This is a genomic window from Nesterenkonia xinjiangensis (assembly GCF_013410745.1).
Lineage (GTDB): Bacteria > Actinomycetota > Actinomycetes > Actinomycetales > Micrococcaceae > Nesterenkonia > Nesterenkonia xinjiangensis.
Window position 1 is genome coordinate 2,192,561 of the sequence record NZ_JACCFY010000001.1, and the last position, 25,667, is coordinate 2,218,227.

The following is a 25,667-nucleotide window of genomic DNA, read 5'->3' on the forward strand; positions in this document are numbered from 1 at the left end:
GCACAACGGGGTGCGACTCAGCGAGGATGGACCCGTGCAGATCATGATCCTTCCCGACTCCGCGGCCATCGGCGTGTGGGCCGCAGGCCACATCATGCGCCGGCTCGCCGACCGTCGACTGCGGGTTCTGGGCGTGGCCACCGGATCCTCCCCGCTGCCGGTCTACGACGCACTCGCTCTGCGCCTTCCACGCTCGGGAGGCAGGAACGTTCGTGCGGACCCCGAGTCAGATAAGGATGCACGGGCAGAGGCGAGTCTGAGGAGCCTGACGGCCTTCGCTCTGGACGAGTATGTCGGGATCTCCCCGGACCGGCCTGAGAGCTACCACGCCGTCATCCGGGGGGAGGTCACCGAGAAGCTCGGGCTGGACCCCGCGCGGGTGCATGTCCCGGACGGCACGGCGGGGGACCTGGAGAAGGCCTGCCGTGAGTACGAGCAGCTGATCGCCGAGGCCGGGGGAGTGGACCTGCAGATCCTCGGCATCGGTGCGACCGGCCATCTGGGGTTCAACGAGCCGTCATCCTCGTTCAGCTCCCGCACGCGGGTCAAGACGCTCGCCCCGCAGACTCGGCGGGACAACGCCCGCTTCTTCGCCTCGGAGGAGCAGGTGCCGCTGCACTGCGTCACCCAGGGGCTTGGCACCATCATGGAGGCCTCCGAGCTGCTGCTGGTCGCTTACGGGGAGCACAAGGCTCCGGCGGTGGCCCGCGCGGTGGAGGGGCCGCTGACCAGCATGTGCCCGGCTTCGATCATCCAATGGCATCAGGACGCCGTCGTGCTGCTCGACGAGGCGGCCGCCTCGCAGCTGGAGCATCTGGACTACTACCGGCATGTCCAGGAGCACGACCTGCTGCCCGACCAGGACTGATCGTCCGGGACGGCCGGCGTCCACGGCGGTGTCAGCTCGTGGCGGCGAACTCCCGTGCCAGCTGGGCCGCCAGACCCGTGTACTGGGCAGGGGTGAGCTCCTTCAGGCGCGCCTCCGCGGCAGGGCTCAGGCCGAGCCCGGTGACGAACTCCTCGAGCTTCTCGGCGTCCACGCGACGCCCGCGGGTCAGCTCCTTGAGCCTCTCGTAGGGGTTCGCCATGCCCTCGGTGCCGGCGATGGCCTCGGCCCGCATCACGGTCTGGATGGCCTCGCCGAGCACCTCCCAGTTGGCGTCGAGGTCGGCGGCGATGGTCTCCTCGGCGACGGCGAGCTGCGTGAGCCCCTTGGTCACATTGCTCAGCGCGAGCACCGAGTGGCCGATGCTGGTGCCGATGTTGCGCTGCCCGGAGGAGTCGGTGAGGTCCCGCTGCCACCGCGACTCCACGAGCGTGGCGCCCAGCGAGTCGAGGAGCGCGTTGGAGATCTCCAGGTTGGCCTCGGCGTTCTCGAAGCGGATCGGGTTCACCTTGTGCGGCATCGTCGACGAGCCTGTGGCGCCGGCGACGGGGATCTGGCGGAAGAACCCGATGGAGATGTAGGACCAGATGTCCACACACAGACCGTGCAGGATGCGGTTGAACCGGGCGATGTCCGCGTAGAGCTCGGCCTGCCAGTCATGGGACTCGATCTGGGTGGTCAGCGGGTTGAACGTGAGGCCCAGCTTCTCCACGAAGCGCTGGGCCAGCGCGGGCCAGTCGAGACCGGGGGCGGCGGCCAGGTGCGCGGCGTAGGTGCCGGTGGCGCCGTTGATCTTGCCCAGGTGCTCCTGAGCCTCCACGCGGCGGAGCTGCCGGGTCAGCCGGTGGACGAAGACGGCGATCTCCTTGCCCAGCGTGCTCGGAGTGGCGGGCTGACCGTGGGTGCGGGAGAGCATCGGCACCTCGGCGGCCTCGGCGGCCAGGTCGCCCAGGCCCTTCAGGGCCGTGCGCGCGGCCGGCAGCCACACCTGCTCGACGGCGTCACGGATGCCCACCGCGTAGCTGAGGTTGTTGATGTCCTCGCTGGTGCAGGCGAAATGCACCAGAGGTGTCAGCTCGGCCAGGCCGAGGGCGTCCAGCCGACGGGCGATGAAGTACTCCACGGCCTTGACGTCGTGGACAGTCTCGGCCTCGATGGCGGCCAGCTCGGCCACCTCCTCCGGACCGAAGCCCGTGACGATGCCGCGCAGTCCGGCGACCTGCTCCTCGCTCAGGCTCGGCAGCCCCTCCAGCGCCTGCTCGGCGCAGAGATGAATGAACCACTCCACCTCCACATGGATGCGGTTGCGGTTCAGCGCAGCCTCGGAGAGGTGGTCGATCAGCGGCGCGACGGCGGAGCGGTAGCGGCCGTCGAGGGCGCCGAGTGCGATCTGCGGCTCAGCCGCCGCGAGGCTGACGCGGTCCTGGTGAGCGGACAGTGGCGTGGACACGGCAGGGAAGGAGACAGAGTTGGCCATGGCTGACATTCTTCCACGACTCGCGCACCCCGGTGCAGGAGCTGTTCCTCCACAGAGAGCCCGTCCAGACCGTGACATGCCCGGACTGTCCACAGAGGTTCTCCGTAGCGAGCGAGGAGCCGGGCAGGAGCATAGCGTCGGAGCCATCACCGTGGTCATCACCGTGGTCGCCGTCATCGGCGGAGCGTCCCGCCCCTGGGGGCCGTCCGCTCTGCCGCCGCGTCGGCTGCCCTGCCCCGAGGAGCTTCCGTGTTCAGCGCAGCCGCCGCACACCTGGACCGCACCGCCGCGATCTACGACGGCGTGGCCGTGAGATACCAGCGCGCCGCAGACCAGGGCACCGGTCATCGCGCCCAACTGGTCCTGGCACGCGACGTCGTGCAGTGGAACTCCCAGGCGGGGGACGCGTTTCGGGCGGTGCTGGACCTCCTGGTGAGCGACAGCACCGCGGTCCAGGAGGAGGCCGCCGCCCTGGCCGGTGAGGCCACCGCCATCGCGGGGGCCCTTCGTGAGTGGGCTCAGGTGGGCCGCAGCCTCGCGGCCGTCCTGGAGGTGATCACCGGTGCCGATGTGGCAGGCGCGGCGGGGGAGATCCTGCTGCGGCGGGCGCGTGCTGCGGTCGAGGACGTCACCTCCCTGGTGAGCTTCATCCAGGACTACGGAGGCCTGCCCGCCGGCCTCCGGGAGGCCGTCTCCGAGGTCCTGCATTCGGACTGAGACCTGCCGCACCACAGCTCGCCGCAGAATGTCATCGGCTGCACCTGTCTCCTCGCCCGGACCTGTCTGGTCCGACCACCGTCCCTCAGGAGTCACCATGGATCCCTCGTCCCTGAAGCCCACGATCACCGGACCGCTTGTTCCGGGGCCGACCCACCCCGGATCATTCACCACCCAGGTCACGGGCGGTCCGACCTGGACGGAGGTCTTCTGGGAGACGCTCATGGAGTCGGCGGCGCATCTGTCCCGTGCACGCGAGATCTCCGACGCCCAGTCGTCCGACATCGCCGCCAACAACACGCTGCTGATGACCCCGCTGGCCGCGGCTCCGCATTGGCGCATCCCGCTGCTGGGCGTGCGTGGGGTGGTCCTGGCCGGCCGGATCGTCCTCGTCGGCGAGATGGTCCAGGCCTATCTGCACGGGGTCCAGACATGCCATGACGCGTACCGTGACGCGGAGTCGCTGGTCCGTCGCTGGCTGCAGCTCGCGCGCCTCCTCGAGGAGACCCCCTACGTCGTGGGGCAGGGAGTCCAGGGGGACACCGGGCTGGTCGGCGACTGGGCGCGCAGCGTCGGGGTGCTGGGCGGCAGGGAAGCGATGCGGGTGCTGATGCTCACGCTCTCCCGGGGTCGTTCAGGTCTCGGGGGTGCGGGCAGGCAGGGGCTCGGCAAGGCCTGGGATCGGGCCTCGAGCACCGGCTTCCTGGCGATCGAGGCGCTGAAGGAGAACGACGGCCTGAGCACCTACGAGATGGACCGGCACCTGCTGGAGCTGCGTGGTGAGACCGGCCGGTTCATCCATGAAGGAGACGGCACCCTGCATTCCTGGTACGCGCAGATGCAGGAGGTCCCGTCGCAGGGCGACCTGGCTGTCACCTCGGTCGCCGACGACGACGGCGGCACCACGTATCTGGTCCACCTTCCGGGTCTGGACATGGATGTGACAGACATGAACCGCGAGGATGGGCGGGGTTATCTGGGGCTGGTCGACGCCGTGTTCAACGACGCCGAGCAGGTCAGCGAGGCGGTGGACCAGGCGCTGCAGGCCGTCGGAGCCGAGGAGGGGGACGCCGTCGCCCTCTCCGGCTACAGCCTGGGCGGGATCGGCGCGTCCAATGTGGTGCGCAACGGCCGGCTGGGGCAGAAGTACAACCTGCTCGCCGCCACGAGCCTCGGGGCCCCGGGGCAGCAGGGGAGCTACCCTCCGGGGACGCAGACCTCCACGACCCACATCCAGGATCGCCGTGATCCCGTCCCGCACATCCTCGGGGAGCACCAGGGCACCGGAGTGAACCGACAGGTGATCGATGTCGCCCACCACAACGAGGATCTCGACCTCGAGGGCCTGTCCCTGTTCGGCGATGCCCATTCCTATGAGCACTACCTGGACATCGTCGAGGAGCTCGAGGCGGACCCGGAGGAGCATCTCGGCGAAGACGGTGACACGCTCCTGCGTGACTTCGCGGCGCTCTACGACGGCGAGGCGGAGACCGTCGTCTTCGAGACCGGGTGGAAGGAGGACCCAGATCACGAGGTGCACCACCCCTTCCAGAAGGAGTTCTGGGAGGAGCCCGATCTCGAAGAGATCATGCAGGAATCCCTGGACGGCCTGGGCATGTCACGCATCGGGGACGTGTTCGGGCCGCTGACCTCAGTCTATCCTCCGACGGCTGCTGAGGCCGGCTCCACCGGGAAGGCGCCGGAAGTCACGGCGGCCGAGGGCGCGCACGAGGTGAGAAGTCCTCTGGCGCAGGAGACCACCACGGCACAGGAGAGCACCCCTGGGCAGGAGGACAGGTCGGGGCAGGAGGGCAGGCCGGGGCGGGAGGCTCAGCCGCTGCCTTCAGGTGTCATGGGGCCGCGCGTGCGGGGACCGGGCCATCCGGATCTCGACACCCCGAATCTCGACACCCCGAATCTCGACACCCCGAACCTGGACACCCCGGGGAGCCCGTGGGCGGAGGTGGAGATGCCGGTTCATGCCCACGGGGCGCAGAGCCGGTGAGCAGGGCCGGTGAGCAGGGCCCGCAGCGGCGTCAGGCCGGTCGAGCGGCCGGTGTCATCAGAAAACGGTTCAGCAGGGCAGAGACCACCGCGACGATGACGGCGCCGAGGATGGCATCCCAGAAGAAGGAGTCCACCACGAAGCTCATCGGGAAGAAGGAGGTGACCCAGGCGGTGAGCATGAGCATCGCCGCGTTGATGACCACCGCGAACAGGCCGAGGGTCAGGCAGGTGATCGGCATCGCGAGCAGGGAGAGGACCGGTTTGATCACGGCGTTGATGATGCCGAAGACCGCGCCGACGAACAGGTAGGCCAGCAAGGTCATTCCGATCTCGTCTCCGACGCCCTGGACACCGATTCCGGGCAGGAGGAGAGCTGCTGCGCCCAGAGCGCAGGCATTGAGCACGATCGCCAGTAGGATTCTCACGAGGACGATCATCTCATGACAGAGATGAGAGAACCCTGAGAGGACCATGCCATCCATGAGCACCACTGACCACGACGCCGCCCGTGCGGCTCACGGGCTGACCCGCAGCGTCGCGGGCTCGGTCACTCCGCGTCCCGCGCTGTCACTGCTCCCGGTCTATGCCGCGGGGAAGCCCCCTCGCCCGGCCGAGGGCCTCACGCCCTACAAGCTCTCCTCCAACGAGAACCCGCTGGGCCCCGTGCCCGCGGTGGAGCAGGCGCTCGCAGAGGTGGACACCGTCCATCGATACCCGAACCCGGGCGCCGAGGCGCTGCGGGCCGTGCTCGCCGAGACTCTCGAGGTGCCGGAGGAAGACATCGTCACGGGCACCGGGAGCCTCGGCGCCCTCACCCAGATCATCAACGCCTTCGCGGGCACCGGCCCCGACGGAGCGGCCGATGAGGTGCTCTACGCCTGGCGGTCCTTCGAGGCCTACCCGATCGTCGTGCGCACGGCCGGGGCGCGGGACGTGGCCGTCCCCGTCACCGAGGACGGCCGGCACGACCTCCCCGCGATGCTCGCCGCCATCACCGACCGCACACGGGTGATCCTGCTGTGCACCCCCAACAACCCGACCGGCCCGGCGCTGAGGCATCAGGAGGTGGTCGACTTCCTGGCCCAGGTTCCGCGCGACGTCGTCGTCGTGATCGACGAGGCCTACCAGGAGTTCTTGCGCATCGACGATCCGGTCGACACCCTCGCGCTCTACCGCGAGCGCCCCAATGTCGTGGTGCTGCGCACCTTCTCCAAGGCCCACGGGCTGGCGGCGCTGCGGGTCGGCTACTCCATCGCCTCGCAGGAGGTCACCCAGCATCTGCGCAAGGTGGCGGTGCCCTTCGGCGTCTCCACTCTCGGAGAGGTCGCGGCGATCGCTTCGCTCAGAGCCCTGGACGAGGTGACCGCCAGGGTGCAGAATCTTGTACAAGAACGACAAAGAGTCCGGGACGCCCTGCTCGAGGCTGAGTGGAACGTTCCGGACGCGCAGGGCAACTTCATATGGCTGCCGTTGCGGGACCACGCAGGCGACTTCGCCCACGAGGCCGGGCTCCGTGCCCTCGCCGTGCGGGCCTTCGACGGTGACGGTGTACGAGTCAGCATCGGCGAATCCGAAGCCAACGATCGGCTCATCGAGTTGTGTAGGACCTACACACGGAAGAGCTGACGGCAGCTGACAGAATGAACGGTGGCCCACCCTGACGCCACCGGAGAGGAGCACGCCGTGCAGCCCATCCAGCTGCTCGCGCCCGACGGAACTCTTGCCGAGCACGAGGTGTACAGCCCGTACATCTCCCAGCTCGGCGAGCAGGACCTGCGCGATCTGTATCGACTCATGGCCACGGAGCGGCGCATGGACGCCGAGGCCACCTCACTCCAGCGCCAGGGCCAGCTCGCCCTGTGGGTGCCTGCCCTCGGGCAGGAGGCCGCCCAGGCCGGGACCGTCTCTGCGCTGAGGTCCACGGACATGATCTTCCCGACCTACCGGGAACATGTCATGGCCCTCCACCGCGGCATCCGCCCGGACGAGCTCATCCAGCTCTTCCGCGCCACCGCTCACAGCGGGTGGAACCCCCACGACCACGCGATGAACACCTACATGGTGGTGCTCGGGGCCCAGACGTTGCATGCCGTCGGCTGGGCGATGGGCATCCAGCGCGACGTCGCGGCCGGGGGCACCGATCAGGGTCACGGCGCGGACGAACTCGTCCTGGCCTGCCTCGGCGACGGCGCCAGCAGCCAGGGCGATGTCCACGAGTCCATGGTCTTCGCCAGCTCCTACGAGCTGCCGGTGCTCTACTTCATCCAGAACAACCACTGGGCGATCTCCGTGCCCGCCTCGACCCAGTCCCGGGGGCCGCTGGCCGACCGGGCCGCAGGCTATGGCTTCGAGGGCGTGCAGGTGGACGGCAACGATGTGCTGGCCAGCTACGCGGTCGCCGCCCACCTGGGCGGCCAGGTGCGTCAGGGCGGTCCGAAGCTCATCGAATCGATCACCTACCGCATGGGCGCCCACACCACGGCGGACGACCCGAGCAAGTACCGCAGCTCGGAGGAGGTCGAGTCCTGGAAGGCCAAGGACCCGATCGAGCGCTATCGACGGTGGCTGCAGGCCGCGGGCCATGCCGATGAGACCTACTTCTCCGAGGTGGACCAGGAGGCCGCTGACGTCGCCGCCGACCTGCGCCGCGCCGTTCAGGAGCTGGAGCCGCTTCCGCTGGAGGAAGCCATGGACGCCGTCTACGCGGAGCCGCACCGTCAGGTCGAGACCGACAAGTCATGGTTGAAGGAGTACGAAGCCGGGTTCGCCGAGGACGGCGCGCCGGCCCGTGGAGAGGGTGGGGCTCGATGACATTGATGAACCATGGACAGGCCCGCCGGGCGGACTCCCACCCGGCCTCGCCCCGCAGCTCACGGCACGGATCTCGCGGCGGGCGTGCCGCCGAGTCCACTCCGGCATCTCCCGACGTCGCCGTCCCGCCCGGGGAGGAGGAGACGGCTGATCACGGTGCCGACACCGGCGAGCAGCCGGCGCCTCCCCGTGAGCTCGTGCTCGCCAAGGCGATCAACGCCGCCCTGCGCGACGAGCTCACCGAGGATGCCAAGACCCTGCTGATCGGGGAGGACATCGGCGCCCTGGGCGGCGTATTCCGCGTCACTGAGGGCCTGCAGAAGGAGTTCGGCCCGCAGCGGGTCGTCGACTCCCCGCTGGCTGAGTCGGGCATCATCGGCACCTCCATCGGTATGGCCATGCGCGGCTACCGCCCAGTGGTGGAGATCCAGTTCGACGGATTCGTCTTCCCTGCGTTCAACCAGATCACCACCCAGCTGGCCAAGATCCGAAGCAGGACCCTGGGGAAGGTTGCGGCTCCGCTCACCATCCGCCTGCCCTACGGGGGTTCCATCGGTTCCATCGAGCACCATTCGGAGTCCCCGGAGGCGCTGTTCGCGCACACGGCCGGACTGCGGGTGATCACCCCCTCCAACGCCCACGACGCCTACTGGATGACCCGCCAGGCCATCCGGTGCGACGACCCGGTGATCATCCTCGAGCCGAAGCGGCGCTATTGGCTCAAGGGCCTCGTGGACTTCTCCACCCCGGCCCAGGACGCCTTCACCGCGCAGGTGGTGCGTGAGGGGACCGATGCGACCATCGCCTGCTACGGGCCGCTGGTGCCGGTGGCGTTGGCTGCGGCGCAGGTCGCCGCAGAGGACGGCAGAAGCATCGAGGTGGTCGACGTCCGATCGATCAGCCCGCTCGATGATGAGACCATCGCACGATCCGCGGCGAAGACCCAGCGGCTCGTCGTCGCGCACGAGGCGCCCACCTTCGGCGGCTTCGGCGCAGAGATCGCCGCCCGGGTCGGTGAACGGGCGCACCACCGGCTGGCCGCGCCGGTCCTCCGAGTCGGAGGCTTCCACATGCCGTATCCGCCCTCGCAGCAGGAGCACCGTTACCTGCCGGACATCGACCGCATGCTGGAGGCTGTGGATCGCAGCTTCAGCTACCCGCGCCGCTGATCCTGGACCCCTGAGATTCGAGGAGAGACTGAGCATGGTCGACACCTTCAACCTGCCTGACGTCGGCGAGGGCCTCACCGAGGCCGAGATCGTCTCCTGGAGGGTGGCAGTGGGGGACACGGTCGAGGTCAACGACATCGTCGTCGAGATCGAGACTGCCAAGTCCCTGGTGGAGCTTCCCATCCCGTATGCGGGGCAGGTCGAGGAGCTCGTCGCAGAGGAGGGCGAGACCATCGAGGTGGGCAGTCCGCTGATCCGCATCACCGCGGCGGGCTCCGGCGCAGAATCCTCCGACGGCGGCGCGGAGAGCCCGGGCACGGAGCAGGGTGGCTCGGGCTCCGGAGACGCGAAGGGTCCGGACCCCGCGCAGGAGGTCACCTCGGACACCGCCCCGACGGCCCCGCAACGGACCCCACAGAAGGACGCGCGGAAAGACCAGAAGAAGGCCGGCGGGGAGGACGCTCTGGTGGGTTCCGGCCCGAAGGCCGACTCCGCCCGGCGCCGGCCACGGACCAGGTCCACCGCCCCGGACCTGGTCGACGTCACAGACCTGGGCCTCACCGACACCGTCCCCGCTCCGGCGTCGAGCACCGGTGCACCCGACATCGGGGACCTGGTCGCCAAGGCCAGCCCGCCGGTGCGGGCACTGGCCAAGCGTCTCGGCGTCGCAGTCTGGGAGCTGGTCGGTTCAGGCGGCAACGGGAAGATCACCCGCGACGACGTCGAACGTCGCGCGCGCCAGAAGAACGGCGAGAAGGCCCCGCCGCCGTCGACCCCGGCGGAGCCGCCCTTCACCGGGCTGCTGCGGGAAGGCCCACGTGATGAGGATGTGCAGGTCCGCGGCGTCCGGAAGGCCACGGCGGCCAACGTGAGCGCCTCGGCCTCGCAGATCCCGCACGTCTCCGTGTTCAAGGAGATCGACGTCACCCGCACCATGGAGCTGCGCACGGTGCTGAAGAAGGACCCCAGCTATGAGGGTCTGAGCGTCTCGCCTCTCCTGTTCGCCGCCAAGGCGATCATCTGGGCGGCACGCCGCAACCCGCAGGTCAACGCCACCTGGCATGACACCTACTTCACAGTGCGCAACTACGTGAACCTGGGCATCGCGGCGGCGACTCCGCGCGGACTCATGGTGCCGGTCATCCATGATGCCCAGACCTACAGCACCAAGGGGCTCGCCGCGGCGATCACCCAGCTCACCGTGGACGCCCGAGACGGCAAGACCGCCCCGGCGGACATGCAGGGTGGCACGGTCTCGATCACCAACATCGGCCCGCTGGGACTCGACGGCGGCACGCCGATCCTGCCTCCCGGTCAGGCCGCGATCGTCGCCCTCGGGGCGGTCCGACGCAAGCCCTGGGTGGTGGACGAGCAGATCGTCCCGCGCGATGTGATGACCATCGGAGGCTCCTTCGACCACCGGCTCATCGACGGAGAGCACGCCGGTCGCTTCATCAGCGACGTCGGCGCGGTTCTGGAGCAGCCAGGTCTGCTGCTGGAGTGAGGTGGGCGGTCTCGCCGAGCGGCAGCGTCGCCTGCTGCTCGTCCGGGGCCGAGCACACGTTCAGCGGAGGACCTCGGTGACCCGCTGAAGGGTCACCGGGACCTCCCCGACGTCGATGCCCAGGCTGATCGTCAGCGGCTCGCCGTCCAGCAGGATCTCGGACCGGTCGGCACCGGTGGCGGCCCGCGCCGTGGCGTCGAGCTGCGTATAGATCTGCCAGGACTCGCAGGTGCTGCGCACCGCCGGCTGGCCGCTGAGCTCCACGGTGACGACGTCGCCGTCGACGGCCACCGTCTCGACCTCAAGTTCATCCGAGATCGCCAGCGGGTTCCGGAACGCCGGCTCCCCGTGATGGTAGTGCTGGTCCTGCAGGAGGAACTCGACGGCCGCCTGGGCGGGGTCGTCGGTCACCATCGGCACCGTGGCGATCACCGAGACGGTGTCGTCACAGCCGAAGGGGGCGGTCCGGGCGACCTCGGTCTGCTGGACGCTGCCGGCCTCCTCCTGGATCTCCACCTGCCCGTCCTCGCTGATCGGGGCGTTGACGCTGTGGCCTTCGGGGCTGACGAGCCCGATGGGCAGGCGGACCGAGTCGTCGGCCTCGTGCTCCGGGACAGGGATCGCCTGCTCGGGGTCCGGAGGGGAATCGTCCTCGTCTCCACCGCATGCCGCGAGCAGGAGCACCGCGGCCGCGGCGACGCCGCACAGGCGGTGGGATCGGCGGATGGTCATAGATGCCAGAATACGAGCCGCGGCAGGGTTCGGCGAATCCGTGGGTCCGACCGTGTGGATGCCTTCAGGCACGCAGGTGTCCGGCGGAGGAGGGCGGGCGGGGGCCGGAACGGGGGATGGCCCCCGCCCGCGGGCGAGAAGGAAACCGGGTGCGTCTCAGGGGTGGGATGACGCTCAGCCGGTCAGCAGCCCTTCTCGCGGGGCAGAACACGACGCCCGAGGGAACGGATGCTCAGACGTCGATTTCTGTCGGGCGGGAGACGAGGGGGGTGTCTCCTCGACGCTTCACAGTGTGAAGGTCGGCCCGCACCCCATATTCCTCCGCCCGAGAGCCCCTGTCAATCCGTGCGCGGGGCCTGGTGGGAGGGCTTCTGGAGACCTTCGTCACCTGGGCTTTCGGCGCGGACGACACGCTGGGCCGCGGGGTCCATGAGGCCTGTTCTCAGCATGCGGTCCCACGGTGCATCAGTCCCCCGGCGCGGCGGGGGAGCGATAGGCTGGGGTCATGCCGATTCGCAACCGACGTGCCGCCGCTCTGCCTGCCAAGCTCTCCCGTTCCTGGTTGCTGATCAACGCGGCCAAGCAGGAGGACTTCGCCCCCGGCCTCGCCAGTGAGGCGGACTCGGTGATCTTCGACCTGGAGGCTTCGGTGCCCGATGACGGCAAGGACGCCGCCCGGGCCGCGGTGCTGGAGGCGCTCAACGGGGGCATGACCGCCTGGGTGCGCATCAGCCCCACCTCCTCCCCCCACTGGGAGGACGACGTCGCCGCGCTCTCCAAGGCGGGAGGCCTGCGCGGAGTGATGCTGGCGGAGACCGAGCGGCCTGAGCAGGTCACCTACACCGCCATGCGGCTGAGGGCCGGCACCCCGGTGATCGCCCTGGTGGAGTCCGCGCTCGGCGTCGAGAACGCCACACAGGTCGCCTCGGCCCCGGGCACCTTCCGCCTCGCGTTCGGCACCAATGACTTCCGCAAGGATGTGGGTGTCTCCGCTGATCCGATGGCGCTGGCCTATGCCCGCTCCCGACTGGTGATCGCCTCCCGGGTGGGCGGGCTGCCCGGCGCCATCGACGGCCCGACCCCGCCGGACGCCGACGAGGACGCCGTGGCCGCGGCCTGCGCGGTCACCGCCTCGATGGGCATGACCGGCAAGCTCTCGCTGAACCGTGGACAGGTCGACGCCGTCAACCTGGGTCTGAGCCCTTCGGAGGACGAGCTGAACTGGGCCCGGGAGCTGATCACCGCCCATGAGAGCGGTGCCTCCATCGGTGACGGCTCCTATCTGCCGCGTCTGGCCCGTGCCCAGAAGATCGCCTCCCTGGCGGACTCCTACGGGCTCTGGAACGCCTGATTCATGCAGGACGCCCAGCTGAAGGCCGCCCCGACCGCCGGAGAGCGATACACCCCGGGCCAGCGGCTCCGGCTGATCCTCGTGCTGGGCGTCCTCATCGCCCTCGGTCCGCTGACGGTGGACATGTACCTGCCGGCGCTGCCGGCGATCAGGGATGACCTGATGACCACCGAGGCCGCCGTGCAGCTCACCCTGACCGGCACGCTGGTGGGGCTGTCTGTGGGTCAGCTGCTGATCGGTCCGCTCTCTGACGCGGTGGGGCGCCGTCGTCCGCTGCTGATCGGTGTGGCGGTCCACATCGTGGCCTCCATCGGCTGCGTGCTGGCCCCGGACCTGGCGGCCCTCGGCGGGATGCGTGTGCTGCAGGGGCTGGGTGCCGCCGCGGCCGCCGTCGTCGCGATGGCTGTGGTGCGGGACCTGTTCGTGGGGATGGCGGCGGCGAAGATCCTCTCCCGACTCATGCTGGTGATGGGCGCAGCCCCGGTGCTCGCACCCACTCTGGGCGGCTTCGTGCTGGCGCTGGTCTCCTGGCGCGGGGTGTTCGTGGTGCTCGCGGTGTTCGGCGTGGCGATCATGGTTATGGCCGCAGCGATGCTTCCGGAGACTCTGCCGCAGGAGCGCCGGCGTCGGGGAGGCCCGCTCGGCACGCTGCGCGACTGCAGCCGGCTGCTGCGTGACCGGCCCTATGTGGGGCTCATCCTGGTGGCCGGGCTGGCGATGGCCTCGTTGTTCGCCTACGTCTCCGGCTCATCCTTCGTCTTCCAGCAGGTCTACGGGCTCGATGAGCAGCAGTACGGGGTGGTCTTCGGCCTCGGCGCGGTCGGGCTGATCATCGCCACGCAGTGCAACGTCCGGCTGCTGCGCCGCTTCGGGCCCGCGCAGATCATGACCGGCGCCCTGCTCGGCGGGACCCTCTCCGGACTGGGGCTGCTGCTGTGCGCGTTCACCGGCTTCGGCGGGCTGGTCGGGCTGTTGGTGCCGCTCTGGCTGGTGCTCGCCGCCTGCGGGCTGGCGCTGCCCAACGCGCCCGCCCTGGCGCTGTCCCGGCATGGCGAGGCGGCAGGCACGGCCGCGGCGCTGCTGGGTGCGGTCCAGTTCGGCGTCGCCGCCGCGGCAGCTCCGCTGGTCGGAGTGTTGGGCACCGGGGCGACCTCTATGGCGGTGGTGATCGCCGGCGGGATGGCGGCGGCCACACTCGTGGCCCTGCTGGTGGTGCGGCCCTGGCAGGTGGAGGCCGCGCCCACCGACGAGGGGACCGTCCCCCACTGAGCCGAGCTGCTCCGCCGACCGGAACGTCCTGATCAGCCCGGTGCCGGTGCTCCTGTCACGCGTTGAACGCGCCTCTGCCGGCCGGTACATTGTGATGAGACCCGGGTCACGGCCTGTGACCGTCGGGTCTCACCGACGGACGGTTCCAGGACCGGCAAGGAGGCGTGATGGGCAGGGAGACATTCACCGGCGACGTCGCATTCGAGGTTCGAGGTCATCTCGGGATCATCACGCTGAACCGCCCCAAGGCGATGAACGCCCTGACCCAGCTGATGTGCGAGTCGGTGCACATCCAGCTGGAGGAGTGGGCCTCCGACGACGCCGTCGCCCAGGTCCTGGTCCGAGGCGCGGGGGAGCGGGGGCTCTGCGCCGGCGGTGACGTCATCGGTGTCTACCGCGACATGGTCGAGCATCAGGAGCGTGACGGCGGTCCGCTGCTGCCGGACGGGACTCCCGCCTACCGGGCGCATTTCGCCACCGAGGACTTCTGGGCGGTCGAGTACCGGATGAACCTGCTGATCGCGCAGTACCCCAAGCCGTACATCGCGCTGATGGACGGGCTGGTGCTGGGCGGCGGGATCGGGATCTCCGCCCATGGATCGCACCGGATCGTCACCGAGCGCACGAGGGCCGGCATGCCGGAGACCACCATCGGCTTCTGCCCTGACGTCGGAGGCTCCTACCTGTTGGGCCATGCGCCGCGGAAGGTGGGGCTGCACGCCGGAATGCTGGGCGCACACCTGGACGCCGCCGATGCGATCCACGCCGGCCTGGCGGACACCCGCATCGACTCAGCCTCCATCGATCGGCTGATCGCCGAGCTGACCAGCGGGTCGGCGGACGAGGTCCTTCCCCGGTTCGCCGTGGACCCCGGCGACTCCTCGCTGGGGGCGGCCGAGTGGATCAACCATGTGTACTCCGGCAATGACGTCGACATCATCCTGGCCCGCCTGGACGGGGTCGCCGGTGAGGTGCCTGAGGCCGCCGAGGCTGCGGCCGAGCTGCGTGCTCGGTCCCCGCTGTCGGTGCGCGTGGCCCACCGGGCGATCACCACGGCGGCCGAGCTCTCACTGCCCGGGGCTCTGATCCAGGAGTACACGGTGGGAATGCACATGCTGCGCTCCCACGACTTCCGGGAAGGCATCCGCGCCCAGCTGGTGGACAAGGACCGTAGCCCCTCCTGGAACCCGGCCCGCTTGGCCGACGTCGACGACGACCTGCTCGACCATTTCTTCACCCCGGTGCCCCACAAGATCTTGGAGCTGCCCCATGACTGATCCGACGTACACCACCATCAAGGTCTCCTCCGCCAAACGGGTCGGGAAGATCCAGCTGAACCGGCCGGCGGCGCTCAACGCGCTCAATGCCGAGACGATGGAGGAGGTGGTCACCACGGCCGTCGCCTTCGACGCCGACCCGGACATCGGGGCGATCCTCCTCTCCGGCTCGCAGAAGGCCTTCGCCGCGGGCGCGGACATCAAGGAGATGTCCGAGCAGTCCTTCACAGACATGTACGCCGCCGACTGGTTCCGCCGCTGGGAGGAGCTGACCCGGCTGCGCACCCCGGTGGTGGCCGCCGTCTCCGGCTACGCCCTCGGCGGCGGATGTGAGCTGGCGATGATGGCGGACATCATCATCGCCGGCACCAGCGCGAAGTTCGGTCAGCCGGAGATCAACCTGGGAGTGATCCCCGGCATGGGCGGCTCACAGCGACTGACCCGCTCCGTGGGGAAGGCCAAGGCGATGGACATGGTGCTCACCGGTCGGCACGTCGACGCGGAGGAGGCCGAGCGGATCGGCCTGGTCTCCCGCGTGGTGCCTGACGGAGAGCTCGACGCCGAGGCCAGGACGGTGGCCGAGCTGATCGCCTCGAAGTCGAAACCGGCAGCGCAGATGGCCAAGGAGGTCGTGGCGGCGGCTTTTGAGATGCCGCTGGCCAGCGGACTTCAGTTCGAACGCCGGATCTTCCACTCGTTGTTCGCCACCGAGGACCAGGCCGAGGGCATGGACGCCTTCGCGAACAAGCGCAAGCCCAGCTGGAAGCACCGGTAGCTCAGCCGGAATCATCCTTCCGACTGATCCGCGTCGCCGCCTTCGACCGGCGGCACTCTGCCGTGAGTCGGGCGCTCGGTGGTGCCGCCGTCGTGATTCCTCCTGGTGGCGCTAGTGTTCGGCCGTGGTACCGCGTGCGCGGGGCTCTGGAGCGAGGAGCTGGACAATCACACACCAGCAGGACGCTGGAGGGGAGAAGCATGACGCACGGACGTGAGCAGGCGGGAAGCACCGAGTGGCCGGAGGTCTACGGAAGCTTTCGGGAGCGTCCGGCCCGGGACTATGAGCTGGGCGCAGGGCTGAGGCTGCTGCGCGAGGTCAGCGTCGTGCTGGGGGCGTTGCCCGTGGTGCTGATCGCCTGGCACGCGATGAACAGCCCGGACCAGGTGCCGGTGCACTTCGGCTTCGACGGCACGGTGAATCGTGACGGTTCACCCTGGGAGCTGTTCTGGACCGCACTCCTCGTCTGGGTGACCTGTGTGCTCGGCATGGCGGTCCTCTCCCGCCACCCACGGCTGTTCAACTTCCCTCAGGTGCTCACCAGCGAGAACGTCCAGCGGCTCTACCGGCTGGGGGAGACCTCGCTGATCTGGCTGGCCTTCGCCGCAGCGCTCATGGTCTGGGGCATCGCCGGGTCTCTGGGGTACCCGACGTTCTGGCTGCTCTGGGTCGGTCTCGGGGTGATGACGGTCGCCGTGGTGCTGCTCGTCTGGCGGTCCGCCACCTCCTGAGGCGCTCAGGACATCCGTGGCGCATCACCTCCGGAAGGCTGGCAGCTCGGCGTCGCGGAATTCTTCGACCCCCGCTCGCCGCCGCGGCTCTCCTCAAGCGCGCGGAGCTCCACTCGGCGGATCTTCCCGGAGATCGTCTTGGGCAGCTCGATCCGCTCGATGCGTCGGATCCGTTTGAACGGCGGCAGCTTCTCCCGGCAGGAGGTCAGGATCGACGTCGCGGTCTCCGCGCTCCATTCCCAGCCGGCGGCCAGCACCACATACGCCTTCGGCACCGCGAGTCGCAGCTCGTCCGCGGCGGGCACGACGGCGGCCTCCGCCACCGCCGGGTGCTCCACCAGCACCGACTCCAGCTCGAAGGGGGAGATCCGGTAGTCGCTGGACTTGAAGACATCGTCGCTGCGGCCCACATAGGTCAGTACTCCGTCCTCGTCTCGGCGGACCACGTCCCCGGTGTGGTAGAGCCCGTTCCTGAACACTTCGGCAGTGCGCTCGGGGTCTCCCGCGTAACTCTTCATCAGGCCCACCGGGCGAGCAGGTCCGGACTGTTCGGCCCGCAGGCACAGCTCGCCCTCCTGGGCCTCCTCGCCGGTGTGTGGATCGATCAGCACCACGTCGAAGCCCGGCAGCGGACGGCCCATGGAGCCGCGCACCAGCGGCTGGCCAGGGGTGTTGGCCACCTGGAGGGTGGTCTCTGTCTGCCCGAAGCCGTCGCGGATGGTGCATCCCCAGGCGCGCTCCACCTGGTCGATGACCTCCGCGTTCAGCGGCTCCCCGGCGGAGACCGTCACCCGGGGCGGGCGGCGCAGCTGGGTCAGGTCGGCCTGGATGAGCATCCGCCACACGGTGGGCGGCGCGCAGAAGCTGCTCACTCCGTGGGCGTCCATCTGGGTCATCAGTTCGGCGGCGTCGAAGCGCGCGTAGTTGTAGATGAAGATCGTCGCCTCCGCGATCCACGGGGTGAAGAAATTCGACCAGGCGTGCTTCGCCCAGCCAGGGCCGGCCACGTTGAGGTGCACGTCCCCCGGCTGCATACCGATCCAGTAGAGCGTGGACAGATGCCCCACCGGGTAGGAGGTGTGGGTGTGCTCCACAAGCTTGGGCAGCGATGTGGTCCCGGAGGTGAAGTAGAGCAGCAGGGTATCGTCGGCGCTGGTCGGCTCGCCGGGAGTGAACGTCGCCGCCGCCTTCCGGGCGGCCTCATAGTGCAGGACAGTACGCGGAGCACCTGACGGCGCGTCGATCTGCGGCGCGGGCTCGTCAGGTGTGTGTGCCCCGGGCACGTGGATCAGCGTCAGCTCCCCCTCGACGTCTCCGAACTTCTCCAGGTCGGCCGGGCCCGCCACGGCCCAGCGGGCTTCGCCGCGCCTGACCCGGTCCTGCAGGTCTACGGGGCCCATCTGGGTGGTGGTGGGGATCAGCACGGCGCCGAGCTTGATCCCGGCGAGCATCAGCTCCCACAGCTCCACCTGATTGCCCAGCATCAGGATCATCCGGTCCCCGCGGGCCATCCCCTGGGCGGAGAGCCAGTTCGCCACCCGGTTCGAGTCGGCGCTCAGCTGCGCGAAGGTGCGTCGGAGCACCGTGCCGTCGTCCTCAGCGATCACCAGCGCCTCCTGATGGGCGCGTTCCCCTGCGGCGATGCCGTCGAACCAGTCCAGGCCGAAGTTGAAGTGCTGGAACCGGGGCCAGCGGAACTCCTCGCGGGCGCGGGAATGGTCCTGCTGGAGGGCGACGAGTCGATCGCGGGCCTCACGGAGCTCAGCGGCTGCGTCGCGGCGGGTGGGCGTGTCTGTGCTGCTCATGTGGGGGAGCTCCTCCTCGGGGAATGATGCAGAGTGTGGGACCAGGGGCCTGTGGCGCGGGCCGACGCCGCCAGCCTACGACACCACCCCTGATGGTGTGATGCGCCTCACTGACGTGGTCCTATACTGAGGGTCCCGGGGGCAGGGGCGCTGAGACCCGGCGCTGCCCGGGACGCGAGACCGAGGTGGGTTCCCGCGACGGGCGCATCTCCTCATACCAGCCTGCGGGTGGCTCACCACGGCCTGCCGCAGAGGTCGGCGAGTACGCAAAGGAGCTGGTGACGGTGGCCGCTGCACCCCAGTACCCGGACGGGGACCTCCTGGAGGTCCGACGCCGTCTGCCCGCAGAGGAGGAGGAGCGGCTCCAGGAGATCGAGGCCTACGCGCAGGCGAACCTCCGCGCACCCTCCATCGATGCATGGAACGAGGAGCGCTTCCTCACCCAGGCTCTGCCTGCCATGGCGGATCTGGGGCTCGCCGGGCTGGAGGTCGATGGCAGCTCGCGGCTGTTCAAGGGGCTCGCGCATGCCGCCGTCGCTCAGGCGGACGTGTCCATGTCCGCTGTGATGGGGATCCACAACGAGCTGATCGTGGGCCTGATCCACGCCTTCGGCTCCGCGGCGCAGCGGGACACGTGGCTGGCTCGGCTCACCCGGTTCGAGACTCTCGGGGCGTTCTGCCTCACCGAGCCCGACCACGGCTCGGACATCGCCGGCGGTCTGGCCACCACGGCCAGGCGTGACGGGGACTCCTGGGTCCTGAACGGCACCAAACGCTGGATCGGGATGGCCACCATCGCCGACGTCGCTCTCGTGTGGGCTCGGGACGTCGACGACGATGCCATCAAGTGCTTCCTCGTGGAGACCAACACCCCCGGATATCACGCCGAGATCATCCGTCACAAGATGGGGCTGCGGGGCATCCCCAACGCCGATGTCGTCCTCGAGGACCTCCGGGTCCCTGCCGAGGCTCTGCTGCCCGGTGCGCGCAGCTTCGCCGACACCAACGTCCTGCTGCGCAGCTCCCGCGCCTGGGTGGGGTGGCAGGCTGTGGGGCTGCAGCATGCGGTGCTAGACGTCGTGCGTGATTATGTCGCCGGGCGCGACCAGTTCGGTCGGCCGCTGGCCTCCTTCCAGCTCATCCAGCAGGCCATCGCGGAGATCACCGGGAACCTGACGTCGTCCACCGCGCTCATGGTGCAGGTGACCGAGCTGCAGCAGGCCGGCCGGCTGGAGATGGTGCACGCCGCGACGGTGAAGTCGACCACCACACGGCTGGCCAGGGCCTCGGCGGCGATCGGCCGGGAGGCTCTCGGTGGGAACGGGCTGACCTCCGAGTATGAGGCGTCGAAGCTTATGGGCGATGCCGAGGCGATCTACACCTACGAGGGTTCCTACGGCATCAATTCGCTGATCGTCGGCCGGGCGATGACCGGAGTCTCAGCCTTCGTCTGAGCGGCGCCCCGCGACGAGCGTGCAGGCGGAGGGTCAGTCGGCCAGGGCCGCCTCCAGCGGCATGGCCTCCTCGCCGAGGGCCTCGGCGACCGGGGCGTGGGTGAGCCGACCGGCATGCACGTTCAGACCCGCGGCCAGATGCGGATCCGCGGCGAGTGCCGCCTTCCAGCCCTTGTCCGCGAGCTTGAAGATGTAGGGAAGGGTGGCGTTCGTCAGCGCGGCCGTGGCGGTGTGCGGCACAGCTCCGGGCATATTCGCCACGCAGTAGTAGATCTGCTCCCCGACGGTGAACGTCGGCTCCGCGTGGGTGGTCGGCTTGGAGCCCTCGAAGCATCCGCCCTGGTCGATCGCGATGTCGACCAGGACCGAGCCCGGCCGCATCGCGGCGGCCATCTCTCGGGTGACCAGCTTCGGAGCCGAGGCTCCGGGGATCAGCACCGAGCCGATCACCATGTCTGCCGCGGCGACCTCCTGGGCGATGGTCAGTGTGTTCGACGCCAGCGTCGTCAGCCCGCGGGCGGACATCGCCGAGAGCTCGCGCAGCCGCTCCAGGTTCAGATCGATGACGGTCACGTCGGCGCCCATGCCCATCGCGATGATTGCTGCCTGCTCGCCGGCCTTGCCCCCGCCGACGACGACGACCTTCGCCGCGCGTGCTCCCGGCACTCCGCCGATCAGCATCCCTGATCCGCCCTGGGAGTGCATCAGGTGGTAGGCGCCCACCTGCGGGGCCAGGCGCCCGGCGACCTCGCTCATCGGGGCCAGCAGCGGCAGCCCCTTCGGGCCGGTGACGGTCTCGTAGGCGATCGCGGTGACCCCGCGCTCCTTCAGCGCCGCCGCGCACTCGGGCTCGGCTGCCAGGTGCAGGTAGGTGAACAGGACCTGTCCCTCATGCATGCGGGGGAACTCCTCGGCCTGCGGCTCCTTGACCTTGAGCACCAGCTCGGCGCGGCTCCAGACGTCGGCGACCTCGGGCACCAGCTCCGCACCGGCGGTGCGGTAGTCCTCGTCCGAGAAGCCGGAGCCTTCGCCGGCGCCGGACTGGATGAGCACGGTGTGGCCGCGCTGGGTGAGATCCACGGCGCCTGCGGGGGTCAGGGCCACACGGAACTCGTTGTTCTTGACTTCGGTCGGGACTCCGATGATCATCTGGTCTCCTTGCTCCGCGCGCCTTGTGGGCCTGCGGTCACTGATGTGCTGGACGGCGGATCCTTCGGTGTGCCTCAGTCTGGCATGGCCGTATGACGCCGTCGTCACCGGCCCTGCACAGGTGCTCAGATCACCGCACGCCGGCCTGGACGTGGTGACCCAGGCCTCACAAGGTTATGGCCCCGCGTGAGCTCCTGCCAAGTGCGCGCCGCGGGGCCCGACGCCGTCGAGGAATCCCCGCCATGGCGCGGGTCCCGGCGCCTGTGCGTGCGGCGCGCGCTGGCTCGAGGGGTGTGGCAGGCTGGCCCCATGCTCGAAGGACTTCTTGCCGAAGGCGTGGCCACCGGTGCGGCCCTCATCCTGCTGCTGGTCGGCATGGCCGGTGTCGTGCTCCCGGTGCTGCCCGGCAGTCTGCTGATCATCCTGACCCTGCTGACCTGGGCCGTGCTGCTCGGCGGGACCGCGGCGTGGACCGCAGCAGTCGTCGGGATGATGCTGGCAACCTCCGGCTGGGTCGCCTCCACGGTGCTCACCGGACGGGTGCTGCACCGGGAAGAGATCCCACGGGGGCCGGTCCTCGTGGCGATCCTCGCCGCACTGGTCGGCATGGTGCTGCTCCCGCCGCTGGGGCTGTTCATCGGCTTCGGAGCCGGACTGTTCGGCGCAGAGTTCGTCCGGCGCGAGCGGGACTGGCAGGCGGCCGGACAGGCGAGCCTGAAGGCCCTGCGAGCGATGGGGCTGGGCATCCTTCTGGAATTCGGGCTTGCCGGGCTCGCCGTCTCCAGCTTCCTGATCGGCACGCTGGTCCACCTGCTGGCCTGAGCTTCTGGCGTCCCGCCCCAGGCGATGTCTTATCTCGTGATCACAGGCCCGTCAGGGCGCTCACCAGGGATGATGGCAGTGCAGGGATCCCGCTGGGCGGGCGCCCACGGGGTGTCGGACGGCACAGAAGTGGGCTATCTTGGCACTCTGTACGGAAGCTGAGAGTCGCCTGCACCCGGGGCCGCCCACCAGGAGCGCGTCGGGTGATCATGCTGAGAAATGTCGGACGGAGGGTGCTGTGGAGGCAGAGCGCGGGGGAGTCGGGAACCTCGACGACGCCGGCGAGCCTGAGCTGCATATCTCCTCGCCCGTGCTGATCCTCGCGGGTCCCTCGCCTGCGGTCTCCGAGCTCACCCAGCGGCTGCGGTCCCTGGACGTGAAGGTCCTCCACGCGCCGAACGGTGATACGGCGCGGCTGCTCATCACGGAGGACAAGCCGCAGCTGGTGGTGGTCGATGCGCGGGCCAGTCGCCGCGTTCCCGACTTGGAGAGCGTCGTGCGTGAGATGCGCCGCCACTTGGAGGACGCCGCCGCACTGGTCTGGTTCGACACCGACGTGGACTTCCCCGCGGTGGCCAAGCTGTGTGAGCCCGTGGACGACCACATGGCCGCCCGCATCGACGTCGAGGAGTCGCTGCGGCGGCTGCACTTTCTCGCCGGGCGCCTTCCGGAGCGCCGGGAGGGTGAACGCCTGGTGGTGGGCGATCTGCTGATGGACACCGCCGCGCGCACAGTGCAGCGCGGAGAGAAGGACATCGATCTCTCGGACACCGAGTTCCGGCTGCTGCGCCTGCTCATGCGCCATGCGCGCACCGTCCTGCCCAAGACCGAGATCCTGCAGCAGGTCTGGGAGTATGAGTTCGCGGGCCAGGCGAACATCGTCGAGCTCTATATCTCGTACGTCCGCAAGAAGATCGAGGCGGACATGCCACGGATGATCCACACGGTGCGGGGCGCGGGCTACGTGCTGCGCCCTGCTGAGACGCTCGCCGAGGACGAGACGCAGGAGCAGGTGCGGACCGATGGCGGCTCCGCCGCTGCGACGCTCGAGGGAGCGCCCGAGTCAGCACCCCAGGTGCCGGGGGACGCGTCGAGAGAGTGATTACCGAGCGGTAGCTTCTGTGGCAGACTGGTCTCCATGTATGTGATCTTCCGCACCCTGATGACCTTATTGCGCGCCCGACGGCGCTCGCCGCTGACCCCCTGGGAGACCTCCACGATCACCCTGCGGGCGCTGCCCACCGACGTCGACATCGCGATGCACGTCAACAACGGGCAGTACCTCTCGCTGTTCGACCTCGGCCGGTTCGACCTCATGGCCCGCGCAGGGATCTGGAAACAGATGCGAGGCCGCGGATGGTCCCCCGTGGTCCAGTCCGAGCAGATCACCTTCCGGAGGTCTGTCACCTTCATGACCCGTTTCGAGATCCACACTCGGATACTGGGGCTGGACGAGAAGAGCATCTACTTCGAGCAGCGTGCCGTCGTCGACGGAGAGATCTACGTGCGCGCGCAGATCGCCACACGTCTGGTCTCGGCTCAGGGGCCGGTGAGCAATGAACAGATCCTGGAGATGATCCGGGAGCTGGGGCATGAGGTGCCCGAGGACCTCTCCGTCGATGAGGAGCTGCGCTGCTGGAGAGAGTCTGCCGCGCTGCCCTCGAGCAGGAAGCCTGCGCCCAACGTGTGGTGAAGCACGCATCAGTCCTGGCCAGGTGTCAGAGTGGTGTCATGCGGAATGTCTTCAGCGTCGATCTCGGTCTTCTCCTGCTCCGCCTCGCAGCGGGCATCCTTCTGCTGGTCTCCGGCCTGCGCAAGTCGTCCTGGCTGGGCTTGGACGGTGCGAGCGACTACGTGGCCGGCCTCGCTGTGCCCTTCGCCGAGCACATCGGCACGGCGCTGCCGTTCGTCGAGATCATCGGGGGTGCTCTGCTGGTCCTGGGCCTGCTGACCCGCCTGGCCGCTGCGGTGATGATGCTGCTCGCTGGGGCCGGAGCATACCTGCTCCTCGACGCCGGCCCTGTCTTCGTCAACGTGCATGGGTGGAATGAGCCGTTCCTGCTGCTGCTGGGGAACCCGCTGGAGTTCATGATCCTCTATGCGGTGCTCAGCCTCGCCCTGGTCTTCACCGGGCCGGGCGCCTTCAGCGTCGACGCCCCGGCCTGGCGGTCGATCCGGCGGCGCTGATCTGGGCAGGGCGCTCAGCTGCGGGCGCGGCCACGCCGGTGGGCGCCCCATACGGCGAGCGAGCCGATGGCGACCGCGACGGAGCCGATCAGGCCGGCGGCCATCGTGTGCGGCTCCGCCCCGGTGGCGGCCAGGCCAGCGTCGTGCTCGTCGTCCGAGTCGCTCTCTGCGGAGCTTTCGGCCGACTGTGAGCCGTCAATCTGCTCCTCCGGAGACCCCGGGACGTGCGGGACCAGCGGCCGAGGGCTCACGGTGCTGTGCAGGTCCTCATCCTCGTCCTCATCGTCATCCGAGGCCTCCGGCTCCGTAGTGTCCGGGGCGCCGGGGACTGCGGGAGGGCCTGTTCGGGTGGGAGACGACGTCCGCTCGACATCCTGGGTGGACTCGTCTTCAGGCGGTGAGGCAGGGTCCTCGTCCTGTGCAGGGTCATCCTCCTGGGAGGAAGGGCTGCTGGAGACGTTCGGGTACACGGTCAGCGTCCCGGAGCAGTTGGCGGTCTGACCGTCCTCGGACTCCACGGTGACGGTCACGGTGTCCTGCATGATCTCAGTGATCTCCCGATCCAGCACGTACTGGACAGTCAGTCCGTCATAGGAGGAGCTCCCGCCGCGGATGCCGGTGCTCACCGAGACGATGCGCGCATCCGGGGTGCTCACGGTGACCTCGAAGGAGAGCGCATCGCCCGGGTAGCCCGTCGCCGAGCCGCAGACGGGCTCCAGAACCGCAGGGTCTTCCGGCGAAGGAGTCGTCCCGTCGCCTGCCCCGTCGTCGCTGCCGCCTCCGTCGTCACCCTCGCCTGTCTCTTCCTCGCCCTCCGGCGGGATCGTGCCAGGCTCGGTGGGCTCGGGCTCGGGCTCGGGTTCTGGCTCCGGGCTCGGGGAGGAGGTGTCCTGGCCGTCTTCGCTGCCGTCGTCGCTTCCGGCATCGTCGCCGGACTCGTCACCATCGGTCGGTGGATCCGTCTCGTCGTCTTCGGCGGGGGAGTCCTCGTCGGAGTCCTCGCCGTCCTCCCCCGAGGTCTGCTCATCGGAGGGGGTGGGAGAGGGGCTCTCGGTGCCGGACTGCTCTTCGCGCTGTCCATCCAGCCGGTCGTCGTCCTCGGAGTCCTCCTCCTCGGAGTCCTCGTCTGCGGAGTCGTCGTCGGAGCTGGTGGAGTCGGTGCCGTCCTCAGCGTCGCCCTGCTGGTCCTCAGGCTCGTCTTCCTGAGTGCTCGACCCCACCTGCGCGGACTCGGCGGTCGGCTCAGCCTCGGCGTCCTGGGTGGTCGCTGAGGCGGGCGCCGTGCCGCAGAGCAGCAGGCCGCCGGCAAGCGCGGTCCCGCAGAGTGCGGGCGTCAGGCGCGGGTGTCGCCTGACATCGGAAGCGTGGCTCACGCCTGACCACCTTTCACCCCAGTGCAGATCATTTCAGAATTCACAGTGTACGCATGATCGGCGAGGTTTCATAACGATTTGGTCACTGCGCGCGCTGCAGGTCTCTGACCTGGGGAAACCTTCAGCTGAGCCTGAATTCACTCCTCCAGGACCAGCTGAACCACGGGTGGA

General features: G+C 69.3%; 23 protein-coding genes. 17 read left to right on the forward strand and 6 right to left on the reverse strand.

What is annotated here, in order from left to right; translation table 11 throughout:
- The first annotated feature begins 34 nt into the window (after positions 1 to 34).
- Positions 35 to 868 carry a glucosamine-6-phosphate deaminase gene (locus HNR09_RS09930; RefSeq protein WP_179541890.1) on the forward strand — a complete coding sequence of 278 codons (834 nt, stop codon included), beginning with the start codon at positions 35 to 37 and terminating at the stop codon, positions 866 to 868.
- A 31-nt stretch (positions 869 to 899) separates the two neighbouring features.
- Here the strand turns inward: HNR09_RS09930 and purB are convergent, their stop codons facing one another.
- Positions 900 to 2,363 carry an adenylosuccinate lyase gene (purB, locus tag HNR09_RS09935; protein ID WP_179541891.1) on the reverse strand — a complete coding sequence of 488 codons (1,464 nt, stop codon included), beginning with the start codon at positions 2,361 to 2,363 and terminating at the stop codon, positions 900 to 902.
- Positions 2,364 to 2,612: 249 nt separating this feature from the next.
- Between purB and HNR09_RS09940 the strand changes: the two genes are divergently transcribed.
- Together HNR09_RS09940 and HNR09_RS09945 are read left to right on the forward strand one after the other, a co-directional pair.
- Entirely contained in the window at positions 2,613 to 3,080 is a 468-nt protein-coding gene (locus HNR09_RS09940; protein ID WP_179541892.1) for a hypothetical protein, read from the forward strand.
- 97 nt (positions 3,081 to 3,177) lie between these two features.
- Positions 3,178 to 5,085: a hypothetical protein gene (locus HNR09_RS09945; RefSeq protein ID WP_179541893.1), complete on the forward strand. Its 1,908-nt coding sequence runs from the start codon at positions 3,178 to 3,180 to the stop codon at positions 5,083 to 5,085.
- A gap of 31 nt (positions 5,086 to 5,116) precedes the next feature.
- On the opposite strand, the gene HNR09_RS09950 is transcribed toward HNR09_RS09945, so the two are convergent.
- Positions 5,117 to 5,512 carry a phage holin family protein gene (locus HNR09_RS09950; protein ID WP_179541894.1) on the reverse strand — a complete coding sequence of 132 codons (396 nt, stop codon included), beginning with the start codon at positions 5,510 to 5,512 and terminating at the stop codon, positions 5,117 to 5,119.
- Between the two features lie 55 nt (positions 5,513 to 5,567).
- On the opposite strand from HNR09_RS09950, the gene HNR09_RS09955 reads away from it, so the two are divergent.
- Genes HNR09_RS09955 through HNR09_RS09970 form a run of 4 tightly spaced genes read left to right on the forward strand, consistent with a single transcriptional unit; the run spans position 5,568 to position 10,571 of the window.
- Positions 5,568 to 6,713 carry a histidinol-phosphate transaminase gene (locus tag HNR09_RS09955; RefSeq protein ID WP_179541895.1) on the forward strand — a complete coding sequence of 382 codons (1,146 nt, stop codon included), beginning with the start codon at positions 5,568 to 5,570 and terminating at the stop codon, positions 6,711 to 6,713.
- Positions 6,714 to 6,734: 21 nt separating this feature from the next.
- The gene (locus HNR09_RS09960) at positions 6,735 to 7,898 is read left to right on the forward strand and encodes a thiamine pyrophosphate-dependent enzyme (protein WP_343047511.1); all 1,164 of its coding nucleotides are present in this window, start codon (positions 6,735 to 6,737) and stop codon (positions 7,896 to 7,898) included.
- Positions 7,899 to 7,903: 5 nt separating this feature from the next.
- Entirely contained in the window at positions 7,904 to 9,067 is a 1,164-nt protein-coding gene (locus tag HNR09_RS09965; protein WP_218881917.1) for an alpha-ketoacid dehydrogenase subunit beta, read from the forward strand.
- A gap of 34 nt (positions 9,068 to 9,101) precedes the next feature.
- A complete protein-coding gene (locus tag HNR09_RS09970; protein WP_179541896.1) occupies positions 9,102 to 10,571 on the forward strand; it encodes a dihydrolipoamide acetyltransferase family protein in 1,470 nt (489 codons plus the stop codon).
- Positions 10,572 to 10,631: 60 nt separating this feature from the next.
- On the opposite strand, the gene HNR09_RS09975 is transcribed toward HNR09_RS09970, so the two are convergent.
- The gene (locus HNR09_RS09975; RefSeq protein ID WP_179541897.1) at positions 10,632 to 11,303 is read right to left on the reverse strand and encodes a GerMN domain-containing protein; all 672 of its coding nucleotides are present in this window, start codon (positions 11,301 to 11,303) and stop codon (positions 10,632 to 10,634) included.
- A gap of 505 nt (positions 11,304 to 11,808) precedes the next feature.
- Here HNR09_RS09975 and HNR09_RS09980 point away from each other — a divergent pair.
- The 5 genes from HNR09_RS09980 (at position 11,809) to HNR09_RS10000 (ending at position 16,706) form a co-directional block, all read left to right on the forward strand.
- A complete protein-coding gene (locus HNR09_RS09980; protein WP_179541898.1) occupies positions 11,809 to 12,654 on the forward strand; it encodes an HpcH/HpaI aldolase/citrate lyase family protein in 846 nt (281 codons plus the stop codon).
- Positions 12,655 to 12,657: 3 nt separating this feature from the next.
- Positions 12,658 to 13,923: a multidrug effflux MFS transporter gene (locus HNR09_RS09985; RefSeq protein ID WP_179541899.1), complete on the forward strand. Its 1,266-nt coding sequence runs from the start codon at positions 12,658 to 12,660 to the stop codon at positions 13,921 to 13,923.
- 167 nt (positions 13,924 to 14,090) lie between these two features.
- Complete coding sequence (locus HNR09_RS09990) at positions 14,091 to 15,200, forward strand: 3-hydroxyisobutyryl-CoA hydrolase (protein WP_179541900.1); 1,110 nt, start codon at positions 14,091 to 14,093, stop codon at positions 15,198 to 15,200.
- Positions 15,193 to 15,975, forward strand: coding sequence for an enoyl-CoA hydratase (locus HNR09_RS09995; protein WP_179541901.1), 783 nt, complete (start codon positions 15,193 to 15,195; stop codon positions 15,973 to 15,975). Before HNR09_RS09990 ends, HNR09_RS09995 begins: the two co-directional genes overlap by 8 nt.
- Before the next feature lie 200 nt (positions 15,976 to 16,175).
- Positions 16,176 to 16,706, forward strand: coding sequence for a DUF1648 domain-containing protein (locus HNR09_RS10000; RefSeq protein WP_179541902.1), 531 nt, complete (start codon positions 16,176 to 16,178; stop codon positions 16,704 to 16,706).
- Between the two features lie 5 nt (positions 16,707 to 16,711).
- On the opposite strand, the gene HNR09_RS10005 is transcribed toward HNR09_RS10000, so the two are convergent.
- Positions 16,712 to 18,511, reverse strand: a complete 1,800-nt coding sequence (locus HNR09_RS10005) for an AMP-binding protein (RefSeq protein WP_179541903.1) — start codon at positions 18,509 to 18,511, stop codon at positions 16,712 to 16,714.
- 278 nt (positions 18,512 to 18,789) lie between these two features.
- Between HNR09_RS10005 and HNR09_RS10010 the strand changes: the two genes are divergently transcribed.
- Positions 18,790 to 19,965, forward strand: coding sequence for an acyl-CoA dehydrogenase family protein (locus tag HNR09_RS10010; RefSeq protein WP_179541904.1), 1,176 nt, complete (start codon positions 18,790 to 18,792; stop codon positions 19,963 to 19,965).
- A 33-nt stretch (positions 19,966 to 19,998) separates the two neighbouring features.
- Here HNR09_RS10010 and ald read toward each other — a convergent pair whose 3' ends face one another.
- A complete protein-coding gene (ald, locus tag HNR09_RS10015; RefSeq protein WP_179541905.1) occupies positions 19,999 to 21,114 on the reverse strand; it encodes an alanine dehydrogenase in 1,116 nt (371 codons plus the stop codon).
- 309 nt (positions 21,115 to 21,423) lie between these two features.
- Between ald and HNR09_RS10020 the strand changes: the two genes are divergently transcribed.
- From HNR09_RS10020 to HNR09_RS10035, 4 genes are all read left to right on the forward strand, one after another.
- Positions 21,424 to 21,936, forward strand: a complete 513-nt coding sequence (locus HNR09_RS10020) for a DUF456 domain-containing protein (RefSeq protein ID WP_179541906.1) — start codon at positions 21,424 to 21,426, stop codon at positions 21,934 to 21,936.
- Positions 21,937 to 22,174: 238 nt separating this feature from the next.
- A complete protein-coding gene (locus HNR09_RS16380; RefSeq protein WP_343047512.1) occupies positions 22,175 to 23,038 on the forward strand; it encodes a winged helix-turn-helix transcriptional regulator in 864 nt (287 codons plus the stop codon).
- Between the two features lie 36 nt (positions 23,039 to 23,074).
- Positions 23,075 to 23,629, forward strand: a complete 555-nt coding sequence (locus HNR09_RS10030; RefSeq protein WP_179541907.1) for an acyl-CoA thioesterase — start codon at positions 23,075 to 23,077, stop codon at positions 23,627 to 23,629.
- Between the two features lie 38 nt (positions 23,630 to 23,667).
- Positions 23,668 to 24,123, forward strand: a complete 456-nt coding sequence (locus HNR09_RS10035) for a DoxX family membrane protein (RefSeq protein ID WP_179541908.1) — start codon at positions 23,668 to 23,670, stop codon at positions 24,121 to 24,123.
- Positions 24,124 to 24,137: 14 nt separating this feature from the next.
- Here HNR09_RS10035 and HNR09_RS10040 read toward each other — a convergent pair whose 3' ends face one another.
- Positions 24,138 to 25,496: a hypothetical protein gene (locus HNR09_RS10040; RefSeq protein WP_179541909.1), complete on the reverse strand. Its 1,359-nt coding sequence runs from the start codon at positions 25,494 to 25,496 to the stop codon at positions 24,138 to 24,140.
- Between the last annotated feature and the right edge of the window lie 171 nt (positions 25,497 to 25,667).

Excerpts from the sequence above, each read along its gene's own strand:
- HNR09_RS09970 (WP_179541896.1), top strand. The coding sequence starts at position 9,102 with ATGGTCGACACCTTCAACCTGCCTGACGTCGGCGAGGGCCTCACCGAG.
- HNR09_RS09985 (WP_179541899.1), top strand. The coding sequence starts at position 12,658 with ATGCAGGACGCCCAGCTGAAGGCCGCCCCGACCGCCGGAGAGCGATAC.
- HNR09_RS10020 (WP_179541906.1), top strand. The coding sequence starts at position 21,424 with ATGCTCGAAGGACTTCTTGCCGAAGGCGTGGCCACCGGTGCGGCCCTC.
- purB (WP_179541891.1), bottom strand. The coding sequence starts at position 2,363 with ATGGCCAACTCTGTCTCCTTCCCTGCCGTGTCCACGCCACTGTCCGCT.
- HNR09_RS10000 (WP_179541902.1), top strand. The coding sequence starts at position 16,176 with ATGACGCACGGACGTGAGCAGGCGGGAAGCACCGAGTGGCCGGAGGTC.
- HNR09_RS10035 (WP_179541908.1), top strand. The coding sequence starts at position 23,668 with ATGCGGAATGTCTTCAGCGTCGATCTCGGTCTTCTCCTGCTCCGCCTC.
- HNR09_RS09965 (WP_218881917.1), top strand. The coding sequence starts at position 7,904 with ATGAACCATGGACAGGCCCGCCGGGCGGACTCCCACCCGGCCTCGCCC.
- HNR09_RS09955 (WP_179541895.1), top strand. The coding sequence starts at position 5,568 with ATGAGCACCACTGACCACGACGCCGCCCGTGCGGCTCACGGGCTGACC.
- HNR09_RS10005 (WP_179541903.1), bottom strand. The coding sequence starts at position 18,511 with ATGAGCAGCACAGACACGCCCACCCGCCGCGACGCAGCCGCTGAGCTC.
- HNR09_RS09990 (WP_179541900.1), top strand. The coding sequence starts at position 14,091 with ATGGGCAGGGAGACATTCACCGGCGACGTCGCATTCGAGGTTCGAGGT.
- ald (WP_179541905.1), bottom strand. The coding sequence starts at position 21,114 with ATGATCATCGGAGTCCCGACCGAAGTCAAGAACAACGAGTTCCGTGTG.
- HNR09_RS09995 (WP_179541901.1), top strand. The coding sequence starts at position 15,193 with ATGACTGATCCGACGTACACCACCATCAAGGTCTCCTCCGCCAAACGG.
- HNR09_RS09945 (WP_179541893.1), top strand. The coding sequence starts at position 3,178 with ATGGATCCCTCGTCCCTGAAGCCCACGATCACCGGACCGCTTGTTCCG.
- HNR09_RS09980 (WP_179541898.1), top strand. The coding sequence starts at position 11,809 with ATGCCGATTCGCAACCGACGTGCCGCCGCTCTGCCTGCCAAGCTCTCC.
- HNR09_RS09975 (WP_179541897.1), bottom strand. The coding sequence starts at position 11,303 with ATGACCATCCGCCGATCCCACCGCCTGTGCGGCGTCGCCGCGGCCGCG.
- HNR09_RS10030 (WP_179541907.1), top strand. The coding sequence starts at position 23,075 with ATGTATGTGATCTTCCGCACCCTGATGACCTTATTGCGCGCCCGACGG.